Source organism: Pseudomonas sp. GM33 (genome assembly GCF_000282295.1).
Taxonomy (GTDB): Bacteria; Pseudomonadota; Gammaproteobacteria; order Pseudomonadales; family Pseudomonadaceae; genus Aquipseudomonas; species Aquipseudomonas laurylsulfatiphila.
Genome location: NZ_AKJO01000091.1, coordinates 132,925 through 149,536, shown reverse-complemented (window position 1 = coordinate 149,536; position 16,612 = coordinate 132,925). Strand labels below are relative to the sequence as shown.

Annotated in this window: 13 protein-coding genes; 3 read left to right on the top strand and 10 right to left on the bottom strand. The window is 61.0% G+C overall.

Going from position 1 to position 16,612, the window contains the following annotated elements:
• Window positions 1–92: 92 nt before the first annotated feature.
• Window positions 93–857: a TraX family protein gene (locus PMI26_RS12470; RefSeq protein ID WP_007975518.1), complete on the bottom strand. Its 765-nt coding sequence runs from the start codon at window positions 855–857 to the stop codon at window positions 93–95.
• Between the two features lie 132 nt (window positions 858–989).
• Here PMI26_RS12470 and PMI26_RS12475 point away from each other — a divergent pair, with 132 nt between their 5' ends.
• Window positions 990–2,027: a threonine aldolase family protein gene (locus tag PMI26_RS12475; protein ID WP_007975517.1), complete on the top strand. Its 1,038-nt coding sequence runs from the start codon at window positions 990–992 to the stop codon at window positions 2,025–2,027.
• A 265-nt stretch (window positions 2,028–2,292) separates the two neighbouring features.
• The gene (locus tag PMI26_RS12480) at window positions 2,293–3,117 is read left to right on the top strand and encodes an SDR family oxidoreductase (protein WP_007975516.1); all 825 of its coding nucleotides are present in this window, start codon (window positions 2,293–2,295) and stop codon (window positions 3,115–3,117) included.
• 125 nt (window positions 3,118–3,242) lie between these two features.
• Here the strand turns inward: PMI26_RS12480 and gbcB are convergent, their stop codons facing one another.
• Window positions 3,243–4,343, bottom strand: a complete 1,101-nt coding sequence (gene gbcB, locus PMI26_RS12485; protein ID WP_007975515.1) for a glycine-betaine demethylase subunit GbcB — start codon at window positions 4,341–4,343, stop codon at window positions 3,243–3,245.
• 283 nt (window positions 4,344–4,626) lie between these two features.
• On the opposite strand from gbcB, the gene gbcA reads away from it, so the two are divergent.
• Window positions 4,627–5,922: a glycine-betaine demethylase subunit GbcA gene (gene gbcA, locus PMI26_RS12490; protein ID WP_007975514.1), complete on the top strand. Its 1,296-nt coding sequence runs from the start codon at window positions 4,627–4,629 to the stop codon at window positions 5,920–5,922.
• A 774-nt stretch (window positions 5,923–6,696) separates the two neighbouring features.
• Here gbcA and PMI26_RS12495 read toward each other — a convergent pair.
• The 8 genes from PMI26_RS12495 to PMI26_RS12530 all read right to left on the bottom strand — a co-directional run bounded on the left by PMI26_RS12495 (window position 6,697) and on the right by PMI26_RS12530 (window position 16,571).
• On the bottom strand, window positions 6,697–7,863 hold the full coding sequence (locus PMI26_RS12495; protein ID WP_086776975.1) for a retropepsin-like aspartic protease: 1,167 nt from the start codon (window positions 7,861–7,863) through the stop codon (window positions 6,697–6,699).
• A gap of 226 nt (window positions 7,864–8,089) precedes the next feature.
• The gene (locus PMI26_RS12500) at window positions 8,090–8,656 is read right to left on the bottom strand and encodes a GNAT family N-acetyltransferase (protein ID WP_007975512.1); all 567 of its coding nucleotides are present in this window, start codon (window positions 8,654–8,656) and stop codon (window positions 8,090–8,092) included.
• 148 nt (window positions 8,657–8,804) lie between these two features.
• Complete coding sequence (gene etfB, locus PMI26_RS12505; protein WP_007975510.1) at window positions 8,805–9,575, bottom strand: electron transfer flavoprotein subunit beta; 771 nt, start codon at window positions 9,573–9,575, stop codon at window positions 8,805–8,807.
• Between the two features lie 15 nt (window positions 9,576–9,590).
• Window positions 9,591–10,811 (bottom strand): electron transfer flavoprotein subunit alpha, encoded by a 1,221-nt coding sequence (etfA, locus tag PMI26_RS12510; RefSeq protein WP_007975508.1) that lies wholly within the window; start codon window positions 10,809–10,811, stop codon window positions 9,591–9,593.
• Window positions 10,811–12,754, bottom strand: a complete 1,944-nt coding sequence (gene dgcB / locus PMI26_RS12515) for a dimethylglycine demethylation protein DgcB (protein WP_007975507.1) — start codon at window positions 12,752–12,754, stop codon at window positions 10,811–10,813. Before dgcB ends, etfA begins: the two co-directional genes overlap by 1 nt.
• Before the next feature lie 154 nt (window positions 12,755–12,908).
• Window positions 12,909–14,969, bottom strand: a complete 2,061-nt coding sequence (gene dgcA / locus PMI26_RS12520) for a dimethylglycine demethylation protein DgcA (protein WP_007975506.1) — start codon at window positions 14,967–14,969, stop codon at window positions 12,909–12,911.
• Between the two features lie 15 nt (window positions 14,970–14,984).
• Complete coding sequence (locus tag PMI26_RS12525) at window positions 14,985–15,515, bottom strand: DUF5943 domain-containing protein (RefSeq protein WP_007975505.1); 531 nt, start codon at window positions 15,513–15,515, stop codon at window positions 14,985–14,987.
• Between the two features lie 78 nt (window positions 15,516–15,593).
• Window positions 15,594–16,571 carry a dipeptidase gene (locus PMI26_RS12530; RefSeq protein ID WP_007975504.1) on the bottom strand — a complete coding sequence of 326 codons (978 nt, stop codon included), beginning with the start codon at window positions 16,569–16,571 and terminating at the stop codon, window positions 15,594–15,596.
• Between the last annotated feature and the right edge of the window lie 41 nt (window positions 16,572–16,612).

The window sequence follows — 16,612 nt, the reverse complement described above, 5'->3', positions numbered from 1 at the left end:
TGGGGGAGCGAGCTTGCTCGCGATAGCGGCATCACATTCAACATTGATGTCGACTGACCCGCCGCCATCGCGAGCAAGCTCGCTCCCACAGGTCAGGCGATGGCCTGTCGCACTGCGAGCAACACCAGGAAATGCAGGGAATAGAGCGCATACGCCCAGCGGCGCATCGGGGGTGGTTTTACGTCATGGACGTGTCGCAACAAGAACAGCCCGAGCCATGGCCCAATCAGACAAGCGGCGATAGCCGGAATGGCCGCGTGATTGCCCAGCCGTGCCGCGTAATACAGCACATGCCATTGATTGGCTGCCAGACAGACCAACCCCGCCAACAGCCCGAAATACCAGGGTCGTCGAAACACCAGCAGCATCACCCACGGCAACAACACGCCAAAGAAACCGAACATCAGTCGCTCTGAGAAAATGCCCGCCAGCACCAATGCGCCAGCTGCCAGCAGTCGCGATGCTGGCACCGGCTGCTGCCAGCCACGAACCACCAGCAAGCCCAGGGCAAGGGTGGGCAGCACGTTCAAGGTGTCGGGATGGGGAATGAACATCCGGTAAGGAACTTCACTCACCGCGCTAAACAGCAACAACCACCCCAGATAGCGCCACTGGCCACCGGTCGTCGCAGTCCGCTCGCGCGCCAGATTGGCCGCCATCGCCAGGCAGAACCACGGAAACGCCAGGCGTCCCGGCACATACAACCAATCGGCGGAATAACCGACATATCGCAGGTGATCGAGCACCATGCTCAAAAGCGCCAGCCACTTGAGCAGATCCAGTGCCCCGTCGCGCTGCTTTAAGTGCATGGCCTTGTGCATGGTCTTGTGCATGATCTCCTGCGTTGTCACGTGCATAATTGCCCTTCGACACTGTATTTTCCCCACAGCGACATCCTGTGCGCTCCACCTGACGATCTTGGGTACAGTGCGCACCCTCATTGACCACGGGACGCTTCACCATAGGCATCTCGACCACGGAAGCAGGCCATGACCGACAAGAGCCAACAATTCGCCAGCGACAACTATTCCGGCATCTGCCCTGAAGCCTGGGCTGCCATGGAACAGGCCAACCACGGCCACCAGCGCGCCTACGGTGACGACGAATGGACCGCCCGCGCCTCCGACGATTTCCGCAAACTGTTCGAAACCGACTGCGAAGTGTTTTTCGCCTTCAACGGCACTGCCGCCAACTCGCTGGCACTGTCCTCCCTGTGCCAGAGTTACCACAGCGTGATCTGCTCGGAAACCGCTCACGTCGAAACCGACGAATGCGGCGCCCCGGAATTTTTCTCCAACGGCTCCAAGCTGCTGATCGCCCGCACTGAAAACGGCAAGTTGACCCCGGACTCGATCCGCGAGGTCGCGCTCAAGCGCCAGGATATCCACTACCCAAAACCTCGTGTGGTGACCCTGACCCAGGCCACCGAAGTCGGCAGCGTCTACACCCCGGACGAAATCCGCGCCATCAGCGCCACCTGCAAGGAGCTGGGCCTGAACCTGCACATGGACGGCGCACGCTTCTCCAACGCTTGCGCATTCCTCGGCTGCTCCCCGGCCGATCTGACCTGGAAGGCCGGCGTCGACGTGCTGTGCTTCGGCGGCACCAAGAACGGCATGGCAGTGGGCGAGGCGATTCTGTTCTTCAACCACAAACTCGCCGAAGACTTCGATTACCGCTGCAAACAGGCCGGGCAGCTTGCTTCAAAGATGCGCTTCCTGTCGGCACCCTGGGTCGGCATCCTGGAAAACGACGCATGGCTCAAATACGCCAACCACGCCAACCGCTGCGCCCAATTGCTGGCCGAACTGGTCAGCGACATTCCTGGCGTGGAGCTGATGTTCCCGGTGCAGGCGAACGGCGTGTTCCTGCAACTCTCGGAACCGGCCATCGCCGCCCTGACCGCCAGGGGCTGGCGTTTCTACACCTTCATCGGCAACGGCGGCGCACGCTTCATGTGCTCGTGGGATACCGAAGAAGCGCGCGTGCGCGAGCTGGCGAAGGACATCCGAGAAGTCATGGCATAACCGCGATCCTGTGTGGCGAGGGGGCTTGCCCCCGTTCGGCCGCGCAGCCGTCGTAAAACCGACTCATGCGATCTGCCTGCCAGGTCGCGTGCTCAGGCTATGGGCCTGCTGCGCAGGCCAACGGGAGCAAGCCCCCTCGCCACAGGTTCGCTCACCTCTTCCCTGCCCACATTCAGTCACATCTCTTGCCGCTGCGCCTGAACGACTTCGTCTACATTGTTTGTCGAGCCGATCCGCTCACATAACAACAATCAGGAGCGTCAACATGTCCTTGCAAGGCAAAACCCTGTTCATCACCGGCGCCAGCCGCGGCATCGGCCGCGAGATAGCCCTGCGAGCCGCACGCGATGGGGCCAACATTGTGATCGCCGCCAAAAGCGCCGAACCCCATGCCAAGCTGCCAGGCACGATTTTCAGCGTGGCCCGGGAAGTGGAAGCCGCAGGCGGCCAGGCGCTGGCCTTGCAGGTGGATGTACGTGAAGAGGATGCCGTACGTGAAGCGCTGGCCCGGGCCAACGAACATTTCGGCGGTATCGACGCACTGATCAATAACGCCGGGGCGATCAAGCTGACCGGGGTCCAGCACCTTGAACTGAAACGCTTCGACCTGATGCACCAGATCAACACCCGCGCCGTATTGCTGTGCAGCCAGGCTGCGCTGCCGTACCTGAAGAAGTCCGGTGGCCACATCCTCAACCTGTCTCCGCCGCTGAACCTGGCCACCAAGTGGTTCGCCCAATACAGCCCCTATACCATCACCAAATACGGCATGAGCATGTTGACCCTGGGCATGAGTGAGGAATTCAGGAATTACGGCATCAGCGTCAACTCGCTGTGGCCACAGACGATGATTGCCACCGCGGCCATCGAGTTTCAGCTGGGGTCGAAGGAATCGTTCAAGCATGCGCGAACGCCTGCGATCATGGCGGATGCGGCGCATGTAATTTTGAGCAGCACAAACCGCAGCCTGACCGGGCGGTTGTTGATCGATGAGGAGATACTGCGGGAGAGCGGCATTACCGAGTTCGAACACTACCGGTTCGCGCCCGACAGCAGCGACAAGCTGATGACAGATCTGTTTATTGACTAAAACCCTCCCCTGTAGGAGCGAGCCTGCTCGCGATGAACCTGAGAACGCCGCGGGGCGCCAGGTTGCCAGCGTCACCGTTGACGTCCATCGCGAGCAGGCTCGCTCCTGCAGGGGATTCGCGGCTGTCAGAATTCGATCCGCACGTCGCCCTTCGGCACGCTGCAGCACGACAGGATGAACCCTTCGGCTTCGTCTTCCTCGGTGATCCCGCCGTTGTGTTCCATCTCCACTTCGCCACCCAGCTTCAACACCTTGCAGGTGCCGCAGATGCCCATGCCGCACGCTTTCGGAATCATCAGGCCAACCTTGGCCGCCGCCGCATGCACGGTCTCGCCCGGGGCCACGCGGATGCTCTTGCCGGAGGCGGTGAACTCCACCTGATGCAGGTCCGCCGCATCGACTTCCGGTGCCTCGGCCGCTTGCTCTGCATGTTCTACCGCATCGGCGCGCGCCTCTGGCGGAGTCGCACCGAAGGATTCTTCGTGGTAACGCGACATGTCGAAACCTGCGCCTTCCAGCAAGCGCTTGACCGCGTTCATATAGGGTGTCGGGCCGCAGCAGAATACTTCGCGCTCAAGGAAGTCAGGCGCCATCAATTCAAGCATTCTGTGGTTCAGGTAACCGCGATAACCGGCCCAGGGCTCACCCATGCCGTGCTTCTCGCAGATCAGGTGCAGGTTGAAGTTTTCGATCCGCGACGCCATGTGCTCCAGCTCGCGGTGGTAAATGATGTCTTTAGGCGAACGGGCGCTGTGGATAAACACCATGTCGACATTGCCGTTGGTGTCGTAGAACCAGCGCGCCATGGACATGACCGGCGTGATACCAACGCCGCCGCTGAGGTAGAGCACCTTCGGCGCGGTGAAGTCCATGGCATTGAACAGCCCGACCGGGCCGTGCACCGCCAGCTCCTGGCCTTCGTGCAGGGTGTCGTGCAGCCAGTTCGAGACCTTGCCGCCCGGCACACGCTTGATGGTCACCGAAAAGCTGTAGGGTACCGACGGCGAACTGGAAATGGTGTACGAACGCATGATCGGCTGGCCTTCGATTTCCAGCTCCAGGGTGACGAATTGCCCCGGCTTGAAGAAGAACAGGATCGGCTGGTCGGCCATGAAGCAAAAGGTGCGCACATCCCAGGTTTCCTGGATGACTTTGACGCAACGGACAATGTGTCGACCATTGGCCCAGGTCTGGGTGGTTACCGGATTCAGGAAGCTGTTGGACATGCTGATCTCCACGGCCGACTGCCGGCCTTCATGTTGGCGATTCTGCGTATAGCGCGGATCACCCATTTACCTATCTGCGACATTGACATGCTTATCGCGACCAGCCCCCAACGACCGGGGCTTGCGCGTCGGGAACAGATTGCACCATGTCGCCCATGGATAAGGTTCTGGCCTGCGCCGGCCCCACACTCGCCCCATACCAAGACACAACCATTACACCTTGCGTAGCAACCCTGATTAGCCACTTTCGCCGGCCACACAGAATGGCCTTGAGGATTAAACGATGGACGTCACTACTACCCTGAGCCTGGGCGATCCGCTGGAACCCGCACGCAAGGCCACCGCGCAGATGCTGCAGGAGCGCGAGCGCACGTTCTCGCTGCCGCAGCCGTTTTACTCCGACGAGCGCCTGTTTGATATCGACATGCAGGAAATCTTTCAGAAAGAGTGGCTGATCGCCGGCATGACCTGCGAGATCCCCACCAAGGGCAACTACCTGACCCTGCAGGTCGGCAAGAACCCGATCATCGTGATCCGTGGCGCCGAAGGCGTGGTGCATGCGTTCCATAACGTCTGCCGCCACCGTGGCTCACGCCTGTGCACCAGCGACAAGGGCAAGGTCGCCAAGCTGGTTTGCCACTACCACCAATGGACCTACGAGCTCGACGGGCGCCTGCTGTTCGCCGGCACCGAAATGGGCGCCGACTTCGACATGAATCAGTACGGCCTCAAACCGGTGAACGTGAAGACTGCCGGCGGCTACATCTTCATCAGCCTGGCGGAGAACCCGCCAGCCATCGATGACTTCCTGTCGACGCTCAACCACTACATGGAACCGTACGACATGGAAAACACCAAGGTGGCGGTGCAAACCACCTTGATGGAAAAGGCCAACTGGAAGCTGGTGCTAGAGAACAACCGCGAGTGCTACCACTGCAACGCATCGCACCCGGAACTGCTGAAAACCCTGCTGGAATGGGACGACGTCACCGACCCGCGCGCCGACCAGGCGTTCAAGGACCACGTGGCCGCCTCCGCCGCCGCCTGGGAAGCCGAGAAGATCCCCTACGCCCACGCCAGCTTCGGCCTGCGCAACCGCATCGTGCGCATGCCGCTGCTCAAGGGCACCGTGTCGATGACCATGGACGGCAAACAGGGCTGCGCCAAGCTGATGGGCCGCATCAAGAACCCGGACCTGGGCTCGATGCGCATCCTGCACCTGCCGCACTCCTGGAACCACTGCATGGGCGACCACATCATCGTGTTCACCGTGTGGCCGATCAGCGCCCAGGAAACCATGGTCACCACCAAGTGGATCGTGCACAAGGACGCGGTCGAAGGCGTGGACTACGACGTGGAGCGCATGCGCCAGGTCTGGGATGCGACCAACGACCAGGACCGTCGCCTGGCCGAAGAGAACCAGCGCGGCATCAACTCCACCGCGTACCAGCCAGGCCCGTACTCCAAGACCTATGAGTTCGGCGTGGTGAACTTCGTGGACTGGTACAGCGAGCGCCTGCTGAGCAACCTGGGGGCCGAGCCTGCGCCGTACCTCAAAGGCGTTCCAGTCCAAGGCTAAATCCACTCCCTGTAGGAGCGAGCTTGCTCGCGATGAGCCTGAGAACGCCGCCGGGTGTCAGGTTGCCAACGTTATCGTTAACGTCCATCGCGAGCAGGCTCGCTCCTACAGGGGGCTTGCCCGTCATTCATAGAACTGTACGAAATATGAGCTATCTCGTTCAGACCTATGCCCGCCGCACCTCCCAGCCTTCCGCAAACAAGTTATCCACATCTCCACCCACAGCTATTGGGGACAACTGTGGAAATGCTGGGAATTTTCTTCACGAAAACCAAAGAAAAACCGTGACTTATCCAGAAGCCTGCTCCTACGGATGGACTGGTCGTTTTTTGATCGAAACCCTGAAAGCCACGGCCTGCATGGCGTTCAGAGGATAGCAAACACCTTATCCACAGAAGCGCCAACAGACTTTGGGGTTAACTTGGAAGGCTCTGTGGAAAACCGCTGAAACCTTGAAAAATCCAGCGTTTGCGTGAAAGCCGGCAATGCAAAACCACCTTTTGATCACTTTATGATCAGACGCCTGCGCACCGCTATTTATAAGGCCTGCAGCCGATAGCAAACATCTTATCCACAGAAGCGCCAACAGAGATTGGGGGCAAGTCTGCGTTAACAGCAGCACTTATCCCCTTGAAAAAGCTTGGAAAAACCACGAACCAGGCTGGTTGTTTTTTGAACGACGCCCTGCAGGTCTTGATTTGTATGGGGTGCAGCGAGGGGCGAACATGTTATCCACAGAACCACCAACAGGGATTGTGGGTAAACTCCAACGATTCAGACTTTATTGAAGCATGAGCGACCTGATTCCAGGTCCAGGTTCAATTCAAAGTCCTTGAAGGCGCGCCAACCGAGCAATATCGACGGCACGTATTGCCCGCCCAGCAGCGACGGCGGGATGGTGAAGCCCGGGTAGTATTTGTAGCTGACCGCCATGATGTTGCCTTGCATGACCAATACGCCGTCGAAGCGTTGAAAGTGCCTCTTGTCGCCGGTGTAACCGTTCGAGCTTCCTGGTGCCAGTGCCTGCACGGCATTGACCTGCCTGCCAGGTGACGCGGCCGTCAGGTAGTCGACATTTCCCGTATCGATGATGGCCTGCGTTCTCCTGCGATCCAGCTGAGCGGCCACCACCAGCCGCTGGTTGAGATCCTGGCGGCTAAAGGCAATGAACGCATCACAGCGCCTGACAGGCGCAGGATTGAGTTCCAGGGCGCTTCTGGTGATCTTCAAGCGCCCCAATTTGCTGATCAGGTCCAGCCCCAACAAATTATCCCGGTCGCTGACAAACACCAGGACATTCCTGAACTCGCGGGTGCCGACTTTGAGTGAACGGAGAATGCCCAGCCTGGCGGCCAGGCCTTTTTCGCCATAAAACGTGCTGTAGCGATACTGAGCATCGGGCAACAACCTGATGCCCATCTGCTTCGCAGTGTCGATGTTGACCCGAGTTTGCGGTGCCCCCGTGTCCAGTACAAAACGCGCCGAGACACCGTTGGCCGCGTCGACATCGATAAACGGCAGCACTTCCTGCGTGATGTAAAAGTCGTTGGCATACGGATGCAGCGGCAGTACCTGATGCCGCACCGAACCGCTGACCGAGAAATTGCCAGTCGTCGCCAGGATAGCCAGCGATTTGTCGCCGAACATGGAGAACAGGGGTTTCAGATCGGCGCTGGCCTCTATCGCCCGGGCATGCCTGCCCTTGATCGCCAGATAGTATTCGGGGAGTTGGTTGGCGACCTTGGCTTCGAGCATTCTGGCCAGGACCGTCACCGAACAGTCGAGGTGCTTATCGGCATCCGGCACCTTGTCGCACTGTTGCCGCAGCTGAGCCAGGGACGCGTTACGCCCCTGTTCGGTCTCGACCCACTGATAAAAGTCCTGATCGGCCGCGGGTGCTTTTGTCTGGACGGCAGACACCAAGCCTGTGGATACCCACATGGCCGTAAAAAAGAGCGCCAAAAGAGCGAAAGTCTTCATATTCAAGCCAGTCATAAAACCGGGTTTTATGAGTCAGCGCTGAATGTCTGAAAACTCCCGAACGCGTGCCGCACCCTTGATCAGCGCATAGAAAACTGTAGCTCACCGCCCTTGTCAGCGTGGAGCCAGATAAATGATGCGTGGCGCTGTGGATAACTGTCGCGACTCGAACACCCCCCGAACCAGCTCAGGGTCTGTGCATAAGATAGGCGTCACCTGTGACGCGGATCATGGGATGAGGGATGACCTGGCAGGTCTTGATGACCGCGAAGCCGTGTCGCTCGTAAAAACGCCGGGCGCCCGTGTTGGCGGCATAGTCGATCAGGCTCAGGCCATTGAGCCCGAGCCGGTCGGCACGTTCTTGGGCATGGGCGAGAAACTGCTTGCCCAGCCCCCGGTTACGCCAGCCTTCATGCAGGGCCAGGCTGGAGATATACAGGGTATCGGGCACTTCCATGTCGGCATAAGGCGCCAGCACCGGGTCGGTCGTCGGGACCGCCAGTGGATCTTGGCGCATCGCGTAACTGTGCATCATGCCAATGACCTGGCCATCGGCCTCGGCAATCAGGCAGTTCTGGTAGGAGAAATCGACGTAGTCCCGGGCATAGCGAATGGCACCGACGTCCAACAGATCCTGCCCGGGCTCTGCGATCTGACTCCAGATGTAATCTGAAGCGCCCTCGGATGAAATCTGGAACAACCGCGCAATCTCACGCGCATCGGCGCGCACTGCCGAACGAAATTCAACGGCCATTGTTCCCCCATGAATGTCGGTGAGATGAAGCTTTTCTGTGGGAGCGGGCTTGCTCGCGAAAGCGGCGGGCCAGGCGATATTCATGTCGACTGACACGCCCCCTTCGCGAGCAAGCCCGCTCCCACATTTGATCCAGGGTGACTATTTGTCAGCGGACCACACCCTCTTCAATCAGCAACTTGAGGATCGCTTCAGCCCCCGCTTGTGCCGTCACGCCTTTGAGCACCTGCCCGCCCCCACCACTGGCCTTGGCCGTCGCGGCTTTCATGCGGTCGGCGCCGCTCTTGGCCTTGATTACTTTCAGGCGCTTGGGCCGTGGCTTGGCCGGTTGCAGGCTGGCGACCGCGAGCAGCTCATCATCGATGACTTCAACGTCCTGCGCTTGCAGCACGCCGCGTCGGGCCGGGCCATACGCGCTCTGGCGAGGCTTGGGCGCGGCGTTGTCCACCGTTGCCAGAAACGGCAGGCGCACCTTCAGCCGACGACGTTGACCGCGCGGCAAGGCTTGCAGCACCAGCGCCGAACCGCCATCGATGGACTCGACCTGTGCCAGCCCCACCACCAGCGGCCAGCCCAGGCTTTCAGCCAGCAGGAAGGGCAACATGCCCGAACCTTCACCGGTTTCCGCCTGGCTGCCGGTCAACACCACCTGAGCACCGGCATCGCGCAGATACTCGGTCAATGCCGGCAGCGCATCGGCACCCTCGGGCTGCTCAAGCACATGCAACTGTTCCAGGCCCATGCCCAGGTAAGCGCGCAGCGCAGGCTCGGCGACATCGCCGGCATGCAGCACCTGCAAGTTATCCCCAGCCAGTTGCAGGCCCAGTTCCACCGCCCGCGCATCCTGTTCCGCACGACGCGGCCGACCGGACGTCGGGTGGGCGCCGATGGACACCAGGCTGATGATTTTCGTGCTCATAACCCTTTCCTTCCCTTAAGCCGCATCGCGCTTGGCGTCGTTGCGGTAAGCCTCTACCGCGTCGATCAAGGCTTGAAGAATCTCCGCGCTCTCGCCGATCACCGAGAGGTCGGCACGCTTGATCATGTCGCAGCCAGGGTCGAGGTTGATCGCCACCACCTTGTCGCAGGCACCGATGCCCTGCAGGTGCTGGATCGCCCCGGAAATCCCCACGGCCACATAGACCCGTGCAGTCACCCAGGTACCGGACGCCCCGACCTGACGATCGCGGGCCATGAAACCGTCGTCCACCGCCACCCGCGATGCGCCTTCGGTCGCGCCGAGGGCTTCGGCGGTCCTGTGGAAAAGTCCCCAGTCCTTGACCCCGTTGCCGCCGGAGAAAATGAACTCGGCTTCGGCCATCGGAATCGCCGCCGGGTCCACCGCCACCGCGCCCAGATCTTCGATCCGCGACAGGCTGCGCGCCACGGTTGTGGATAACTCCACCGGCAATGCTTCATGACGGGTTTCACTGACCGGTTCGGCGCACTCGGCAGCCGCCAGAATCAAGCGCGCCAGCGGTCGGGCAAGGTCTTGCAGACCGGCACCGGCGCGGCCGATGCACTCCTGATCCTTGACCTGCCAGACCCGTGTGGCCGGGCGTTCGCCCAGGGCGGCGGCAAAGCGCCGACCCAGTTCCCCGCCACCGGTGCGACTGTCCGGCAACAACCAGTGACGTGGGCTGAACTGGTTATCCACAGCCCGCAAGCCCTGGACCCGTTGTTCCGGTGCATAACCGCTGAATGCTTCGCCTTCCAGCACCAGCAGGCGGTCGACGCCCGCCGTGGCGAAAGCGCTTTCCTTGTGCTCACCGAACACCACGGCCAGCACTGCGCCGTCCTTGCCGGCCAGTTGATGGGCCAGGCCCAGCAGATCGCGGTCGTGACTGCTCAAGCGGCCACCGACCATGTCCGGCACCACGCTGATGTAAAACGCCGGTGCGGCCACCTGATGCAATGGCAATTGCACTTCAACCGCGGCTGAACGTTTAGTCGTCCCGCCCTGCTGGGCGCCGCTGCGGTCGATGCGCTTGATGCCATTGGGACCGATAAAGCCAATGCCATGGGGATTCTTGCGGATGACACCGTTAGGCCCCATCCAACTGTGCTGCGCCGGCTGCATGGCCGCGTGCAATGGATGCAGACGGTTGCGGGCGATCCATTCGGCCCGCGGGTCGCGGCGGATAATGTCGCTCATCAGTGGGCCTCCGCTGGTTCGCGCTTGACGGGTGTCTTGGCGGGCGCGGCGTCGTCGAGCAACGCGTCGGCCACCAGTTCGGCGATGTCCTTAATCAGCGGCCGGGGTTCGACCACGCCTTCAAGCATCGCGGTGCACTGTGGACAACCCACGGCCACCAGTTCGGCACCGGTTTCGCGGATGTCCTCCATGCGCATGTCAGGAATGCGCTGCTTGCCCGGAATGTCGGTGATCGGCGCACCGCCACCACCGCCGCAGCAGCGGGAGCGGAAACCGGAACGTTGCATCTCTTTCACTTCGATCCCGAGCGCGCGCAACACCTGGCGCGGCGCCTCGTATTCGCCGTTGTAGCGGCCGAGGTAGCACGGGTCGTGGTAAGTCACGCTGTCGCCTTTGTGCTGGCCAAGATTGAGCGCGCCAGCATCGATGATTTCCGCCATGTAGGTGCTGTGGTGCTGCACCAGGTAGTTGCCGTCGAAGGCGCCGTACTCGTTTTTCAGCACGTGGAAGCTGTGCGGATCGCAGGTGACGATGCGGTTGAAACTGTACTTGGCCAGGGTCTGGATGTTGCGCTTGGCCAGCAATTGGAACGTTGCTTCATCGCCCAGGCGCCGGGCCACGTCACCGCTGTCGCGTTCTTCGAGGCCGAGCACGGCGAAGTCGATTTTCGCCGCCTTGAGCACTTTGACGAAGGCGCGCAGGGTGCGCTGGTTGCGCATGTCGAAGGCGCCGTCGCCGACCCAGAACAGCACGTCGGTGGATTTCTTTTCGCTGAGCAGGTTGAGGTTCAAGTCCGCCGCCCAGTTCATCCGCCCGCCCGGCGCAAAGCCGCCCGGGTTGTCGGTGGCGATCAGGTTTTCCAGGACTTCGGCGCCCTTGTTCGGGGTCGCGCCCTTTTCCAGGGTCAGGTGACGGCGCATGTCGACGATGGCATCGACGTGCTCGATCATCATCGGGCACTCCTCGACGCAGGCGCGGCAGGTGGTGCAGGACCACAGGGTCTCGGCGTCCACCAGACCGTTGACGATCGGTTGATGCGGATTGCCAGCGTGCTCGCCAATCGCTTTACCGGGATATGGGCTGCCAGCAAATTTGGCATCGGTGCCACCGGCCAGGCCGACGACCATGTCCTGAATCAGTTTTTTCGGGTTCAGCGGCTGGCCGGCAGCGAAGGCCGGGCAAGCGGCTTCGCATTTACCGCACTGCACACAGGCGTCGAAGCCGAGCAACTGGTTCCAGGTGAAATCCTTGGGTTTTTCCACACCCAGTGGCGCACTCAGGTCGCCAAGATCCAGCGGCTTCAAACCGGTGGAACGGCCGCCGCCAAAACGCTCGGCGCGACGGTGCCAGGCCAAGTGCAAGGCGCCGGCAAAGGCGTGCTTCATCGGCCCGCCCCAGGTCATGCCGAAGAACAGCTCCGACACACCCCACAACACGCCAACCCCGAGAATCGCTGCCAACAGCCAACCGCCGAAGTTTTCCGGGAGGATGCCCGCCACCGGCAGGGTCAACAGGAAGAACGAGGCCGAGAATGCCAGCAGGCTTTTCGGCAGGCGCATCCACGGACCTTTCGACAGGCGCGATGGCGGGTTGCGCCGACGCAGGTAAACGAAGATCGCGCCGACGAACATGACCGCCGTCATCAGCAGCAGCGCATAGCCGAGGAAGCGGTTATGCAGGCCGAAACCGTGCACCAGAATCGCCAGTACGATGGACGCCACCGCACCGCCGGCCGTGGCGACGTGGGTGTTGGCGATGTATTTGTCCCGCGCCACCACATGGTGCAAGTCGACCATGTAGCGCTTGGGCATGGCGAACAGTCCACCGATCAGGTCGACTTTCGAAGCCCGGCCCCGGCGCCACATGGCCACCCGCCGCAACGCGCCCAGGACACCAAGGCCCAGGGCGGCGAACAACAGGATTGGAAGAAGGGTGTTCAACATGGTGAAGCTCCCACCAGAACATCTTGGAGAAACGCGGTCAGCGGTTCCTGTGGGAGCGGGCTTGCCCGCGAAAGCGGTGGGTCGGTCGACATCAATGTCGGCAGACAGATTGCATTCGCGGGCAAGCCCGCTCCCACAGGGTCAAGTGCAGCCTTTAGAAATCCTTGCACAACCGCAGCGCGTCATAGATCGCCGCGTGTACGTTACGCTGGGCCACGCAGTCGCCGATGCGGAACAGCAGGTAGCCGTCGCCGCTCTGTTCCAGGCAAGGTTGCGGCTTGATCGCGAACAAGGCTTCGACGTCGATCTGGCCTTTGTTGCGCGAGCCTTCCTTCAGCGCGTAGTAGATTTCTTCGTCCGGACGCACGCCGTTTTCCACGACCACCTGGTCAACCACCCGCTCCTCTTTGGCACCGGTGTATTCGTTTTCCAGCACCGCCACCAGCTTGTCGCCTTCGCGGTAGACCTTCTCCAGCATCATGTCGCCGGTCATGATCACTTCTTTCGGGTACATGCTGCGGTAGTAAGTCGGGAACGATGTGCCCCCAATGGCCACGCCCGGCTTGATGTCGTCGGTAACGATCTCGACCTGGCTGCCCTTGTCCGCGATGAAGTCAGCGGTCGACATGCCGGTGAATTCGCAAATGGTGTCGTAGACCAGCACGTTCTTGCCCGGTGCAACCTTGCCGTCGAGGATGTCCCAGCTGCTGACCACCAGGCCTTCAGCCGCGCCCCAGTGTTCGTTCTGCTCGATGAACGGATGACCGCCGACTGCCAGCACTACCACGTCCGGACGCAGGTCCATGATGGTTGGCGCGTCAGCCGCGGTACCCAGGCGCAGGTCGACTTTCAACCGTGCCAGTTCCAGTTGATACCAGCGGGTGATACCGGCGATCTGGTCCCGTTGCGGGGCTTTCGATGCGGTGGTGATCTGCCCGCCGATGAATTCCTTTTTCTCGAACAGGGTCACGTCGTGGCCACGCTCGGCGGCCACGCGGGCGGCCTCCATCCCGGCAGGACCGGCGCCGACCACCACCACCTTGCGTTTCACGCCAGTGGTTTTTTCGATGATGTGCGGCAGGCCCATGTATTCACGAGAAGTCGCGGCGTTCTGAATGCACAGCACATCCAGGCCCTGGTACTGACGGTCGATACAGTAGTTGGCACCGACGCATTGTTTGATCTGGTCGATCTGGCCCATCTTGATCTTGGCGATCAGGTGCGGGTCGGCGATGTGCGCGCGGGTCATGCCGACCATGTCGACGTAACCGCCTTCCAGGATACGCGTGGCCTGGTTCGGGTCCTTGATGTTCTGCGCGTGCAGCACGGGGACCTTGACCACTTCCTTGATGCCGGCAGCCAGATGCAGGAACGGCTCCGGCGGATAACTCATGTTCGGAATCACGTTGGCCAGGGTGTTGTGGGTGTCGCAACCCGAACCCACGACGCCGATGAAGTCGAGCATGCCGGTATCGTCGTAATACTTGGCGATCTGCTTCATGTCTTCGTGGGACAGGCCGTCCGGGTGGAACTCGTCACCACAGATGCGCATGCCCACGCAGAAATCGTCACCGACCTCGGCGCGTACGGCTTTCAAGACTTCCAGACCGAACTTCATCCGGCCTTCGAAGGTGCCGCCCCATTCGTCGGTACGCTTGTTGACCCGCGGGCTCCAGAACTGGTCGATCATGTGCTGGTGCACCGCCGACAGTTCAACACCGTCCAGGCCACCAGCCTTGGCGCGGCGAGCCGCTTGAGCGTAGTTACCGATCACCCGCCAGATCTCTTCCGGCTCGATGGTTTTGCAAGTGGCACGGTGCACCGGCTCGCGCACACCCGACGGCGACATCAGCGTCGGCCAGTTGAAGCCGTCCCAACGCGAGCGACGGCCCATGTGGGTAATCTGGATCATGATCTTGGCGCCGTGCTTATGCATGGCATCGGCCAGATTCTGGAAGTGCGGAATGATGCGGTCGGTGGACAGGTTCACCGAACTCCACCATTCCTGCGGGCTGTCGATGGCCACCACGGACGAACCGCCGCAAATCGCCAGGCCGATCCCGCCCTTGGCTTTCTCTTCGTAGTACTTGACGTACCGATCGGTGGTCATGCCGCCGTCGGTGGCATAAACCTCGGCGTGCGCGGTGCTGAGCACGCGGTTACGGATGGTCAGTTTGCCGATCTGGATCGGCTGGAACATTGCTTCGAAAGCCATGGCGGGTTCCTCGACTTACAACGGCTTGACGATGAACAAGCCGTCTTCGTGGCCCTCTTCGGAGCCACCGTAGACTTGCTCGGCCACGGTGCGGATCTTGCTGCCGCGAGCGGCGAGGATCTGGTCCATCGCGCCGGCAAACCAGCCAGTGAACATGTAGTCGACCTTGCGCCCGACCTTGCCGTACACGTAGACGAACGCCGAGTGTTCGAGCTTGACGCTGGCGGTGCCTTTGTCGAGGTCGATGTCCTGGATCTTGAACAGGCCCCAGCCGCGCTGCGACAGGCGCTTCATGTAGTGCTCGAACACCGCGACGCCTTCCAGGCCATGGCATTCGGCTTCCTTTTCACACCAGTGCCAGGCGGACTTGTAGCCGGCCTTGTAGAGGATTTCGGCATAGGCTTCAGCGCCCAGCACTTCCTCGATGCCCATGTGGTTGTTGACGAAGAAATGCCGTGGCACGTACAGCATCGGCAGGGCGTCGGACGTCCAGACACCGGTCTCGCTGTCGACTTCGATTGGCAATTGCGGGGCGATCTTGGCCATGGAAACTTAACTCCAGAAAAATTTTGTTGTTGCCCCCGGCGCGGGCGGCCGGGGGAAAGGATTCAGAGGTGCAGTGGCTTACTCGCCCCAGACGTCCTTGAGGACGCTTACCCAGTTTTCGCCCATGATCTTGCGCACCACTCGCTCGGAGTGGCCGCGCTTGAGCAGGGTCTCGGTCAGGTTCGGGAACTCGCCCACGGTGCGGATGCCCAGCGGGTTGATGATCTTGCCGAAGCTGGTCAGGCGGCGGGCGTAGCCCTTGTCGTGGGTCAGGTATTCGAAGAAATCCTGGCCATGGCCCTGGGTGAAGTCGGTGCCGATGCCGATGGCGTCTTCGCCGACGATGTTCATCACGTACTCGATGGCTTCGGCGTAGTCGTCGATGGTCGAGTCGATACCCTTGGCGAGGAATGGCGCGAACATCGTGACGCCAACAAAGCCGCCGTGGTCGGCAATGAACTTGAGTTCTTCATCGGACTTGTTGCGCGGGTGCTCCTTGAGCCCCGACGGCAGGCAATGGGAGTAGCAAACCGGCTTTTTCGACTCGAGGATGACTTCTTCGGAAGTCTTGGAGCCGACGTGAGACAGGTCGCACATCACGCCAACGCGGTTCATCTCGGCGACGATTTCGCGACCGAAGCCCGACAGGCCGCCATCACGCTCGTAGCAACCGGTGCCCACCAGGTTCTGGGTGTTGTAGCACATCTGCACGATGCCCACGCCGAGCTGCTTGAACACCTCGACATAGCCGATCTGGTCTTCGTAGGCATGGGCATTCTGGAAGCCGAAGAGGATGCCGGTCTTGCCCTGCTCCTTGGCCTTGCGGATGTCGGCGGTGGTACGCACCGGCATCACCAGGTCGCTGTTCTCGCGGATCAGCTTCTGGCTCGCGGCAATGTTGTTGACGGTGGCCTGAAAGCCCTCCCACACCGACACGGTGCAGTTGGCTGCGGTCAAACCGCCCTTGCGCATGTCTTCGAACAGTTCACGGTTCCACTTGGCAATAATCAGCCCGTCGATAACGATGCTGTCGGCGTGCAATTCGGCTGGGCTCATCAGGCTGTCCCCTTATTAGCGATTCATGCGCCGAATCGTCT